The organism is Opitutus sp. ER46 (assembly GCF_003054705.1).
In the GTDB taxonomy this organism is placed as follows: Bacteria; Verrucomicrobiota; Verrucomicrobiia; order Opitutales; family Opitutaceae; genus ER46.
The window spans coordinates 103,123-114,789 of record NZ_QAYX01000020.1; the positions used below are offsets into that span (position 1 = coordinate 103,123).

The 11,667-nt window shown below is 66.4% G+C and carries 8 protein-coding genes; 3 read left to right on the plus strand and 5 right to left on the minus strand.

Features of this window, described 5'->3' with window-relative positions; all coding sequences use genetic code 11:
* Positions 1–74 precede the first annotated feature (74 nt).
* Together DB354_RS07180 and DB354_RS07185 are read right to left on the minus strand one after the other, a co-directional pair.
* Positions 75–1,748, minus strand: a complete 1,674-nt coding sequence (locus DB354_RS07180) for an NAD-dependent malic enzyme (protein WP_107834772.1) — start codon at positions 1,746–1,748, stop codon at positions 75–77.
* A 114-nt stretch (positions 1,749–1,862) separates the two neighbouring features.
* Positions 1,863–3,605 (minus strand): HDOD domain-containing protein, encoded by a 1,743-nt coding sequence (locus DB354_RS07185; RefSeq protein WP_158277408.1) that lies wholly within the window; start codon positions 3,603–3,605, stop codon positions 1,863–1,865.
* Positions 3,606–3,824: 219 nt separating this feature from the next.
* Between DB354_RS07185 and DB354_RS07190 the strand changes: the two genes are divergently transcribed.
* The 3 genes from DB354_RS07190 (at position 3,825) to DB354_RS07200 (ending at position 8,131) form a co-directional block, all read left to right on the plus strand.
* A complete protein-coding gene (locus tag DB354_RS07190) occupies positions 3,825–4,076 on the plus strand; it encodes a hypothetical protein (RefSeq protein ID WP_107834774.1) in 252 nt (83 codons plus the stop codon).
* A 223-nt stretch (positions 4,077–4,299) separates the two neighbouring features.
* Entirely contained in the window at positions 4,300–7,128 is a 2,829-nt protein-coding gene (gene ppdK, locus DB354_RS07195; RefSeq protein ID WP_107834775.1) for a pyruvate, phosphate dikinase, read from the plus strand.
* A 271-nt stretch (positions 7,129–7,399) separates the two neighbouring features.
* Positions 7,400–8,131 carry a LytTR family DNA-binding domain-containing protein gene (locus DB354_RS07200; RefSeq protein WP_107834776.1) on the plus strand — a complete coding sequence of 244 codons (732 nt, stop codon included), beginning with the start codon at positions 7,400–7,402 and terminating at the stop codon, positions 8,129–8,131.
* Between the two features lie 16 nt (positions 8,132–8,147).
* On the opposite strand, the gene DB354_RS07205 is transcribed toward DB354_RS07200, so the two are convergent.
* The 3 genes from DB354_RS07205 to DB354_RS07215 all read right to left on the minus strand — a co-directional run bounded on the left by DB354_RS07205 (position 8,148) and on the right by DB354_RS07215 (position 11,594).
* The gene (locus DB354_RS07205) at positions 8,148–8,777 is read right to left on the minus strand and encodes an EF-hand domain-containing protein (RefSeq protein WP_158277409.1); all 630 of its coding nucleotides are present in this window, start codon (positions 8,775–8,777) and stop codon (positions 8,148–8,150) included.
* 221 nt (positions 8,778–8,998) lie between these two features.
* Positions 8,999–10,210, minus strand: coding sequence for a phospholipase A (locus tag DB354_RS07210; RefSeq protein ID WP_158277410.1), 1,212 nt, complete (start codon positions 10,208–10,210; stop codon positions 8,999–9,001).
* A gap of 82 nt (positions 10,211–10,292) precedes the next feature.
* The gene (locus tag DB354_RS07215; RefSeq protein ID WP_158277411.1) at positions 10,293–11,594 is read right to left on the minus strand and encodes a TolC family protein; all 1,302 of its coding nucleotides are present in this window, start codon (positions 11,592–11,594) and stop codon (positions 10,293–10,295) included.
* Positions 11,595–11,667: the final 73 nt, after the last annotated feature.

The window sequence follows — 11,667 nt, forward strand, 5'->3', positions numbered from 1 at the left end:
GCTCGGCCGGAAGAAAAACGCCCGCGCCGTCAAGGCGCGGGCGCAAGCATTGCCGGATCCAGCGGAGCGCTGGATCAGACGTACTCGCGGTACACGGGATCGAACATCCGGCTGCGGATATCAGCTTCGATGTCCGCCGGACGCGGCAACGTGGCGAGGCCCTCATCGTGCGCCATGCGCGCCACGGCTGCGGCAATTCGGGCGGAGACGTCGCGAATGCGGGTGAGCGCCGGGTACACGCGGCCGATCGCCAGATCCTGTTCCTCCACCATTGACGCGAGCGTGCGCGCCGCAGCCAGGAACATGGCATCGGTGACCTCGCGCGCCTCGCAGGCGAGCGCCCCCAGGCCCACGCCCGGGAAGATATAGATGTTGTTGCCCTGGCCCGGCACATGACGCCGGCCCTTGAACTCGACGGGAGGGAACGGGCTACCGCTCGCGAAAATCGCGCGGCCCTCGGACCACGTGTAGGCCGCCTCCGCAGTGCACTCGGCCTTGGAGGTCGGATTCGAAAGCGCAAAGATGACCGGCCGCTCGTTGAACGAGGCCATCATCTCGATCACCTCGCGGGTGAAGGTTGCGGGCGTGCCGGACACGCCGATCAGCGCCGTCGGTTTGAGCGCCTTCACGGCCTCAGTCAGCGTCGGAATGAACGGGTGGTCGTGCGCATACGGTTCCTTGTGCTCCGCGAGCCGGTCGCCGCGGTTCTTCATGACGAGGCCCTTGGAATCGACGAACCAGCAGCGGCGACGCGCCTCGCTCTCGCTCAAGCCTTCGGAGCGGGCGGCGGCGACGAACAGGTCGGCGATGCCGGTGCCGGCCTCGCCGGCGCCGAGGAACAGCACGCGCTGGTCCTGGAGCTTGCCGCGGGTGAGCCGCAGGGCTGCGAGCAAGCCGGCGAGCGCGGTGGCGGCGGTGCCTTGGATATCGTCGTTGAAGCTCGGCAGCTGGCTCTGGTACCGGCGGAGGAGCCGGAACGCGTTGGTATTGCCAAAATCCTCCCACTGGAGAAGCGCCCGCGGGAACACCGTCTTCACGGCGGCGATGAACTCCTCGATGAACGCGTCGTACTCGGGACCGCGCAGCCGCTTTTCCCGCAGGCCGATATAGGCCGTGCCGGTGTGCAGCGCCGGGTTGTCGGTGCCAACGTCGATCGTGACCGGCAGGCAATAGCCCGGATGCACGCCGGCGCAGGCGGTGTAGAGGGAAAGCTTGCCGACGGGGATGCCCATGCCGGTGGCGCCAAGATCCCCGAGGCCGAGGATACGCTCACCGTCGGTCACGACGATCAGGCGCACGTTCGGCGTCGACCAATGGCGCAGGATCTCCGCAATGCGGCCGCGTTCGCGCAGGCTGATGAACAGGCCGCGCGGGCGCCGGAAGATCGCGCCGTACTCGAGGCAGGCCTGGCCCACGGTCGGCGTATAGATGATGGGCACGAACTCCTCGATATGGTCCATCACCAGCCGGTAGAAGAGCGTCTCATTCCGGTTCTGAAGATTGACCAGGTAAATGTACTTCTCGAGCGGGTCGGGTTTGCGTCGGACCGCGTTGAGCGAGCGTTCCACCTGTTCCTCGAGGGTGAACACCCGCGGCGGCAGCAGGCCGCGGAGACCGAGGGCGTCCCGTTCACGCTCGGTGAAGGCGGTGCCTTTGTTGAGCAGGGGATTCGTCAGCAGCGCAGTGCCGGACAGGCAGGGGACGTCGCCAAGGGCAGACAATCCGGGGGGATTAGCCGGGGGGGTCATGTGCGCGGGCACGATAACCGGCTCCTTTTCGCAACGTCTTCGCGCATTTTGCGAAGTGCTGCGCCGATTTTAGTCTCGCGGGAATATGACGCAGAATCGCGCCGACCGGTCGGGTTACGATGCTCCCGCCAGTTCGCCGGCCGCCTCGGGACGCGGGCGGACGCCATGCCGCTGCTGCTGCCCGAGCAGTTCCATGCGCATCTCGCGACAGCACGCGTGCGCTTGGGCTTCGAATTTTCGCAGGTCGAAACTCGGGAAAAGGCGCTGCTCCAGCACCTGCCAGGCCTCCGTAGACACGATTGGGGGACAGGAGTCGCCCGGCGTGTCGCCGCAGTGCCCCATCCGGTTGTGCAGGCAGATATGTCGCGCCAGGGCCACGATCGCCACGAGTTCAGCGTACTGCGTCGCGGCCAGCGGGGTCTCCACGGAACGGATCACCTCAACGAGAGTGGGCGGCAGCTTCTGGTTCGTCGCGAACTGGACGGCGAGGTCGCGCGTTGTGCAGCCAAGGTACTTTCGCTCCGCATCCCGGAGGGGCACCTTGCGCTGCTGCGCATAGCGGACCGTCGCCGCAAACCCCCAGGGATGAAGCCGCAGCAGGAGCAGCTTGCCGATGTCGTGCAGCAGGCCCGCGGTGTACGCGACCGAGCGAAGGTAATCAAACTCCAGGTACTGACAGATGTACTGCGAGACCCGGGCGACGCCGACGAGGAACATCCAGTAATCCGGCCAGCTGAGCGGCGGAACCCGGAGGTACTTCTCGTTGATCATGAGCGTGGACTTCGCCAACGCGTTCAGCCGGATCTCGCCCAGCAGCGTCACCGCCGCCTTCGCGTCGTCGATCGTCGCGCCGTCGTCACGATCGAGTCGGTTGGCGGCAATCAACAGTTGGGCGCAGATTCCCGGATCGTCGTGCCCGAGCTCCATGCACCGCGTCATGCTCGTCACCCGACCGTCCGCGGCCATGGCGAACGTGGCCGCCGCGGTATCGATCACCGGACAGCCATTCAGCCCGGCAACTTCCTTCTCGATGAGGCCGGCGGTAAGGACGGGGCCGCTGACGTCGACATCAACGTTCATCCATCTGGGCCGTTCCGCCGCCTGGCGTGTTTCCTCGATCTCCTCGGCGGGCTTGAGCACGTCGGGAATATAATCGGGGTTGATCTGGCAGAAGATAAGCCGGCTGGCGAAATCAAGCATGGGCGCGCATTCCTTGAAGGCGTCCCAATTTCCGAGTTCCGCCTGTTCCCGCAGGCTGCGCACGTAGTCGACGCCGGCCCAAATGCCGGCCGACTCGGCGTCGTTCGCCAAGGTGTCGAGGCGGGAATACACCTCCGCGTTGTCCCGGGAGCGTGCCCACCCCGGGTAGATATTTACCGCCTCGTCGTACGCCAACATGACCTGCCGGCGCATCTTCGTCAGCGTATCCAGGCCAAAGCCGAGTTGGGCGCAAAACGAACGCGGCTCCTCGAAAAGGAGGCTGCGCCAGGGATTGACCGCCGCCTTGGCCACTTCGGCAAAGATCACCTGCTCGCGATAGGGCTTGATCAGGTAGTTTTGAACCTTGGCGTCCAACGCTTTGCGCACCTGCTTGGTATCGGTTTCCGCGGTATAGACGACCACGGGCAGGTTCTTGAAATAAGGATCGTCGCGGAGCCGCAGGATGAAGCCCATGCCGAGATTGCCCACCACCAGCAACTCGACGAATACCAAGTCGACCAGAACCCCCTCGCGCAGGATCCGCCAGGCATCATCGGGGTTGGTGGCAACGGCGCATCGGTGGCCCGCCTTGCCCAGTATCCCACGCATGGCTCGGCCCGCCACTTCGCTATCATCGAGGAGGAGGATGTTGGCCATTGCGCAGGTTTGCCGAGGGAAGGATCGCGGAGACGGCAGGGGTACCAGAGTGCCAACTGCCGGCAAAAGAATGGGATTACTACCGCCCTTCATCGGCACAATCCCGCTCAACTAGAGCCAAAGCATAGCGTCAGCGCCCCCGCCCCGCGGAACCGCGCCCCGCCAAAAATCGAGTTTCCCGTGGACAAGCCGTACCTTGTGCTTCTCCTTTTTCCTCCCATGTCTCAGCCCACCCCCACACCCACCAACCGCGCCAGCCGGGTCGTCGATGCCGTGCTGGTGATCGGCTTCTTCTTCTACATGTACTCCGTGCTCGCCTCGCATGTGCCCTCGACGAACCCGTCGATGGTGCTGCTTTGGGGCGGCCTGACCTCCGCGCTGATGGCGGCATTGTTCTGGGTGGCCCTGCAGATGTTTCGCGTGGTGCTCCGTTTCCAGCGCGAGCAGCGCGCCGCGAGCCGCGAAAAATGAGTCGCCGGCGGGCCGGTCCGGCCGGGACGGGCGCGCGCCTCAAACGCACTCAAGGCCGGATTTCGAGCGCAAATCCGTGTCATTTTTTGGCAATTACTGCGCGCCGGCTGACCACGCAGGGGTGTTCCGTTGACAGCGAAAGGCTCGCGGTATGCCCTCCATCCTTTGGCGTTGAGCCCCGTAACGCGTTTATCTCACTCCCGTAATATCTCTACCTCCCAACATGGCCGCTAAATCCAAAGCGAAGAAATCGATCCGCACGGTCAAACCTGCCGCCAAGGCGAAGCCCGCTGCTTCGTCCGGCAAGAAGACCGTCAAGTCCACCGCCAGCAAGGCGCAGAAATACGTCTACCTCTTCGGCAAGAAGACAGATGGCAATGGCTCGATGAAGCCGCTGCTCGGCGGCAAGGGCGCGAACCTCGCCGAGATGTGCCGCATCGGTCTCCCGGTGCCCCCCGGCTTCACCATCACCACCGAGGTCTGCACCTACTACTACGCCAACAAGCGCACTTATCCGCAGGCGCTCCGCGGCCAGATGGAGGCGGGTATCGCCTCGATCGAGAAGCAGACCGGGATGAAGTTCGGCGATCTCGAGAATCCGCTGCTTGTGTCCGTCCGCTCCGGCGCCCGCGACTCGATGCCGGGCATGATGGACACCATCCTCAATCTCGGCCTGAACGACCAGACCGTCGAGGCGCTCGGCAAGAAGACCAATAACCCGCGTTTCGCGTGGGACTGCTACCGCCGCTTCGTCCAGATGTACGGCGACGTGGTGCTCGGCGTGCAGAAGCGCGCCGGCGAGGACCATGAGCCGTTCGAGACCGTGATCGGCGAACTCAAGGACGAGCGCTACGGCAACCACGAGATCGAGGACACCAAGCTTACCGTCGACGACCTCAAGGAACTGGTCGTCCGTTTCAAGAAGCTGGTGCTCGAGCGCGCCGGCAAGGACTTCCCCGCCTCCCCGTGGGACCAGCTGGAAGGCGCCGCCGGTGCGGTCTTCGGCTCGTGGATGAACGACCGCGCGATCGTCTATCGCCGCAAGTACGGCATCCCGACCGAATGGGGCACCGCCGTGAACGTTCAGGCCATGGTATACGGCAACACCGGCGAAAACTCCGGTTCCGGTGTCGCCTTCACCCGCAACCCGGCCAACGGCGTGAAGGAATTCTACGGTGAATTTCTCATCAATGCCCAGGGTGAGGACGTCGTCGCTGGCGTCCGCACGCCCGAGCCCGTCGCACAGCTGCAGAACCATCTGCCCGACGCCTATCGCGAGCTCGAGCGCATCCGCGGTACCCTCGAGAAGCACTTCAAGGACGTGCAGGACTTCGAGTTCACCATCCAGGAGAACAAGGTCTACATGCTCCAGACGCGTAACGGTAAGCGCACCGCCATGGCCGCGCTGAAGTTCTCCGTCGATATGGTAAAGGAGAAGCTCATCGACTGGCAGACCGCCGTGCTGCGCAACCCCGCCGACCAGCTTGACCAGCTGCTCGCTCCGGTGTTCGACGCGGGCGAGGTCAAGAAGGCCGCCGTCATCGCAACCGGTCTTCCCGCCGGCCCGGGCGCTGCGTCCGGCAAGATCTACCTGAATGCCGAGCGCGCCGTCGAGGCCGCCGACAAGGGCGAGAAGGTCCTCCTGGTCCGCCTCGAGACTTCTCCTGAGGATCTCCGCGGCATGATCGCCGCCGAGGGCATCCTCACCGCCCGTGGTGGCGTCTCCTCGCACGCCGCCCTCGTCGCCCGCCAGATGGGCAAGGTCTGCGTCTGCGGCGCCGCCGCCATCGAAGTGGACTACACCGCCCGGATCGTGCGTGTCGCCGGCCAGACCTTCAAGGAAGGTGATTGGCTGTCGATCGACGGCACCGCCGGCAAGGTCTACGCCGGCCAGCTCAAGGCCGCTCCGTCCGAAATCATCGGCGGCCTCATCGACAACGATCCCGCCGCGCGCGAGACCGAGAAGTTCAAGAGCTTCCAGCTCCTCATGAACTGGTGCGCCAAGGCCACCCGCCTCCAGGTCCGCACCAATGCCGACTCCCCGGCGCAGGCCCGCAATGCCGTCGCCTTCGGCGCCACCGGCATCGGCCTCTGCCGCACCGAGCACATGTTCTTCGAGGGCGATCGCATCGACGCCATGCGCGAGATGATCCTCGCGGAGACCCTGGCCGACCGCAAAGCGGCCCTCGCCAAGCTCCTCCCCTACCAGCGCGATGACTTCGCGGGCATCTTCCGCGAGCTCAAGGGGCTCCCCGCCACCATCCGCTTCCTCGATCCGCCGCTGCACGAGTTCCTGCCGCACACCGCGGACCAGCAGGCTGACCTCGCCAAGAAGATGGGCATCCCCGCCGAGAAGATCGCGGCGCGCGTCCATCAGCTCCACGAGTTCAACCCGATGCTCGGCTTCCGCGGCTGCCGCCTCGGCATCGGCTATCCCGAGATCTCCGAGATGCAGGCCCGCGCCGTCTTCGAGGCGGCCGCGCTCGTGCAGAAGGAGGGCATCAAGGTGAAGCCCGAGATCATGATCCCGCTCGTCGGGTTCAAGAAGGAGCTCGACCTCCAGATTGATCTCGTCAACCGCGTGGCCCAGGAGGTCCAGACCGAGAAGAAGGTGAAACTCACCTATCTTGTCGGCACCATGATCGAGGTCCCGCGTGGCGCCCTCACCGCTGACGAGATTGCGCAGACCGCGCAGTTCTTCAGCTTCGGCACGAACGACCTGACCCAGACGACGCTCGGCATGAGCCGCGACGACTCGGGCTCCTTCCTGCCGCGCTACCAGGAGGCCGAAATCGTGAAGAAGAACCCCTTCGCCACGATCGACCAGTCCGGGGTTGGCCAGCTGATCCAGATCGCCGCCGCCAAGGGCCGCCAGACCCGGCCCGAGATCAAGCTCGGCATCTGCGGTGAGCACGGTGGTGATCCGGAGTCGGTGAAGTTCTGCCACAAGGTGGGGCTCACCTACGTCTCCTGCTCGCCGTTCCGCGTCCCGGTCGCGCGGCTCTCCGCCGCCCAGGCCGCGATCGTCGAGGCCCAGGCCGCCAAGAAGTAATCCGGTCATTTCTCCCCGCCCCGCGCCTCCCGGCGCGGGGCTTTTTTGCGCCCGGACGCAGCCGTCCGCCACGCCCCACCCCGGGCCGACATGCCTTCATCTCACCCCACCCGTCGTTCACCCCGTCCCACGCCGCCGTCACAGCAAACGCGCTGCCAGGCCACCGCCCGCGCGCTAGGCAATCGACTGCGATGCCGCCTGCCTCCTCCGCTTTCGTCACCACCCGCGTTCTTCCTCAGGGTCGCATGCGATCCACCTTCGTCTACGTGCTGTGAATCTCCGCGCTCTGATCATCGACGACGACGCGGCCGCCCGCACCCACTTACGCACGCTCCTCTCCGACGATCCCGGAGTCGACGTGGTCGCGGAAACCGATGCGTCCTTCGCCCCGGGTTCCTTGCTGGCCGAACTGAGTCCGCAACTCGTATTCCTCGGCCCCCGCCGGAGTCCCACCGGCGACTTCTCCCTTTCCCCGTTTGACGGTCTCACCCCCGCGCCCGCGATCGTGGTGGTCTCACCTCACGCCGAACTTGCCGCGCGGGCGTTTGAGCACGACGTCGCCGGCTTCCTGCTGAAGCCGTGCCGTCCTGAACGCCTGCGCCAGATGCTCGCCCGCGTCCGCCGGCATCTGGCTTGCCGCGCAGTGCCTGCCGCCACCGCGCCCCGCGCCGCGCCCCTGCACCGCTTCGTCGTCCGCAACGAACAGCAACTCGACATTGTCCCCGCCGCGCACGTCGACTGGCTCGGGGCCGCCGGCAACTACGTCGTCCTCCACGCCGGCCACGACACTCATGTGCTCCGGGAGTCCCTCTGCGCGGTCGAGGCGCGGCTCGATGCCGCGCAGTTTGTCCGCATCAGCCGTTCCACCGTCGTCAACATCGACCGGATACGCTCGGTCACGACGCCGGCTTCCGGCGCCGTGTCCGTGGTGCTGCGCGATGGCACCCAGTTGCCCCTCACCCGCGGCACCCGCGAACTGCAGGCGCTCTTGGAGCGCGGATGAGGGTCGTCGGACGCCGTCAGGCTTCCGTATCCAGCGCCACCCCCGCCACGCCGCCGGTGGCGGTTGAAGCGCCCATGGCAGTATAGGCGGATGCGGTCGATTCCGACTCTCGCGCCGACAGCAGGCGCTGCATCAGCAGCCCAAACTCCTGCGCGGACAGCTTGCCATCGCCGTCGGTGTCGAATGTGGCCAGGGCGGTCTGCAACGCGGTGTCCGTTTCCGTTGCGGCCCCACTCGTCGTGGCCGTCGCTTCTTCGCTGCCGGATACCGCTGCAGTCGCCGTTTCGTCTCCGCCGCTCAGCGCGGCAACGATCGATTCCAGGCTCACGGCGCCGTCGCCATCCGAGTCGAGTTCGGCAAACAGGTCGTTCACGAATCCCTTCCCCTCTTCCTCGGCGGGCGGCGGGGGCGGCGGAGGATTGCCCTGGCCCCGCATGGCTTCCATGGCCGTGCGAAACTCGCTCTCACTGACCAGCCCGTCGCCGTCTTCATCCGCGGCGGAAAACGCGGACGCGGCATCGCTGGTGGTTTCGGCCGTCTTTTCAGCCTCCGGCCCGCGCCGTTTTTCCATGGCCGCCGTAAACTCCTCCGCCGTGATGGCCCCATCGCCATCCTGGTCGATGCGGGCGAAGAGCTTCTGGAGCATGGCGGAGCGGTCGTCGCTCGTGAGCGCGGTGGTGGACGAACTACTGACTGACGTGATCATTTCATCGTTTGTGTTGCCGACTGCAGCGCCACCAGCCGAAGCCGGGGGCGCGTCTAGATGATCGACGCCGGTCCTGACGACCTGAGGAAGCCCGTCCCGCCCCCCGGCGGCTTCGTCCCGCGATCCGAACGTTCCGTCCGGTCACCACCCCGTCGCCGTCCTCACCGCACGAGCGAGAAGCCGGCCCGCACGGTCTCCGAATGTTCCCGATAGGAACGCAGGCTCTCCCCGTAGCCGTTGAAGTACTGGATCAGAAAATACGTCTCGAAATTCAGGAGCTGCGTCCGAATCGGCAGGGTCAGGTCGACCTGTACGCTGCCGTGGTTGAGCTTCTTGCCGGCCCACGTCGTGACCGAGACCGAGGGTCCGTCGTTCTTCCCCAGCAAGAGCGTCAGCCGACCATACCCGCGGTAATCCTTCAGGTCTGGGTTGTCCTCGAGCGAGGAGACATACGCGAACACCTCCGGAGCCACGAGCAGGTGCCACGAATCGAGGTCGCCAAAGGCCACGGCCGAACGTCCATAGACCGTGTTCAAGCTCCGCGACATCGGGCCATCCCGGCCGTTCGACTCGTGTTTCAGCGCCACCTGGAATCCCAGCCAGGTCACCCAGGTATCCCTCTGCTCCGGCGCGGGCGCGAGCGACTCGTAGATGAGTTCCGGCATGTAGCTCGTGTCGTAGAAGGGACTCGAGACGCCGGCGATGTCCCACAGCGAACGCTGCGTGAAACCAAAATGCAGGGTCCGCGCCATCCGCTGCTCCCCGACGTCGCGGAAATCGAGCAGCTTGTACTTGAAGCTGAACTGGAACTTCGCGGTCGGGTCGTCCGGCCCGTAGATGAAGTAGATCGGTTCGTGGGGCGCGAGCCGGTCGGCGAACACCCGCCGCAATCGCGCGGCGGCGGGCTTGACCCGGACGAGGCTCGTGGTCGGGCGCTGGGACACCTCGGCGGGAGATGAAGCGGGCGACGACGGCGCGGTGACGACGATGCCGGCACGGAGGATTCCCGCCGCTCCGGCCTCAATTTCCAGGATGGCCGATCCGGACCACCGCGGCGGGAGCGCAACCTCCAGGGTGCGTAGTTGAAAACCTCCCGCGAGCACGGCCACCGGCGTCGGCCCGGCGCCCCAGCGCACCACCACCGGCTCACGTCGTCCGTCGATGATGAGCGCACCTGCCACCGCTCCCGGCCACGCGGGCAGCGCCTCCTCCGTGGTGCCATTCAGGGCGGCAACCTGCACCTGGAGCACACCTCCAGGGCCAACCGCCGTGGCAGGTGGCACGACGCTGTAGGTCAATCGCACCTCACCCGCCCGCACCATCGCGGCGATGAGCAGAAGCAGGGGCAGGAAGCGGAGCAGGAAACGATGCATGCTGGGTTCCTCCATCGGCGTTTTGTCCGGGCGATGGAGCGGCGCCCGGACGGCAGCGATACTTACCGCAATTGACGAACGCTCAAGCGCCCGACGCGGCCGCCGTGGCGCCCATGGCGCGACTCAGGGTGGCCAACGCCACGGCGTAGTCGTGCTGCGCCCCGGCCAGGTTCGAACGCGCCTGGGTCAGTTGCGACTGCGCGGTCAGGACATCCAGCTGCGTGGCAGTGCCAGCCTGGAAACGCGCCTGGGAAAGGCGCAGGCTTTCACGGGCCTGCTCCACGACTTTCTCGGATGACCGAAGCAGCTCACTCGCCTCCTCCAGCGCGGAATGGGCTCGGCGGACCTCAACGTCGACCGAAAGCTGCAGCTCCTCGACGCCGATCCGCGCCTGGTTCACGCGGGAACGCGCCTGAGTGACCCGGCCGGCCGTGGCCCGACCGTCAAAGATTGACCACGTCGCCTGCAGCCCGCCCTGCCAGCCCTCGAGATGGCTCTCGGTCGCGGTGATCAGCGGCGACTTCGTCCACTGATAGCCGGCCGAGGCCGACACGGTGGGCAGGTAGCCGCTGCGGGCGGCGGTGATCCCCTGCTCCGCCGCCTTCACCACGCGCTCCTGGCGCAACAGCTCGGGCCGCTGCGCGCGCGCGGCGGCCAAGGCGTCCGCCAGCGCGACCGAGCGAGCCGGCACCACCAGCGTGCCCTCGACGCCCAAATCCGTCGCCTCGCCGTCCGCGCCGGACGCCCCGAGCGTCGCGCGCAACTGATCCTGCGCCGTCCGATAGGTATTGCGGGCGCGGATCAGCGCCGGCCGCGCGTTCGCGACCGCGACCTCTGCACGCAACACGTCGAAATCGGAACCGGTGCCCGCGGTCCGGCGGTGCTTCGCATTGGCGAGCTCGTTCTCGAGCACGCGCAACGCCTCCTCCTGCACGCCGATCAGTTCGCGGGCGAGCAGCACGTCGTAGAACTGGCGGCGCACGGCAAGCAGCGTGTCGTTCACCGCGGCGGTGAAAGCCAGCCGCGCTGCTTCGAGCTGTTCGCGCTGCGCCCGCACCTGGGCGCGCACGCCGCCGCCGGCGTAAATCACCTGGCGCGCCGTCACGGCCACGGTCCAGTTGTTGTCCTCATACAGCGGCGAAGTGAGCAGGGAGTCCTCCTGCCGCGTGTATTGGGCCGACGTGCCGAGCGTCGGCAGCCGGTTCGCCGTGGCCGTGACCACGACGCCTTCCTGTTCGCGAATCTGCTCGCTGACGCGCAGCAGCGCCGGATTGCGGGCGGCAGCGAACGTGAGCGCGGACTCGAGGGTAAGCGGGCGTGGCAGTGTCGCCGGCAGGTCGGGGGAAGCCGCGAAGGCCACACTGCAGCCAATGGTTACGGTCACGCCAAGCGCGCGACGGAAAAGAGAGCGATACGGAGACATGAAGAGCGGATTGAAACAGAAGTTGCGCCCCAAC

What these genes read in the sequence shown, in the direction of transcription:
- DB354_RS07210 (WP_158277410.1), bottom strand. Translation starts at nt 10,210, where the DNA reads ATGCATCGTTTCCTGCTCCGCTTCCTGCCCCTGCTTCTGCTCATCGCC.
- DB354_RS07180 (WP_107834772.1), bottom strand. Translation starts at nt 1,748, where the DNA reads ATGACCCCCCCGGCTAATCCCCCCGGATTGTCTGCCCTTGGCGACGTC.
- ppdK (WP_107834775.1), top strand. Translation starts at nt 4,300, where the DNA reads ATGGCCGCTAAATCCAAAGCGAAGAAATCGATCCGCACGGTCAAACCT.
- DB354_RS07185 (WP_158277408.1), bottom strand. Translation starts at nt 3,605, where the DNA reads ATGGCCAACATCCTCCTCCTCGATGATAGCGAAGTGGCGGGCCGAGCC.
- DB354_RS07205 (WP_158277409.1), bottom strand. Translation starts at nt 8,777, where the DNA reads ATGCTCCAGAAGCTCTTCGCCCGCATCGACCAGGATGGCGATGGGGCC.
- DB354_RS07190 (WP_107834774.1), top strand. Translation starts at nt 3,825, where the DNA reads ATGTCTCAGCCCACCCCCACACCCACCAACCGCGCCAGCCGGGTCGTC.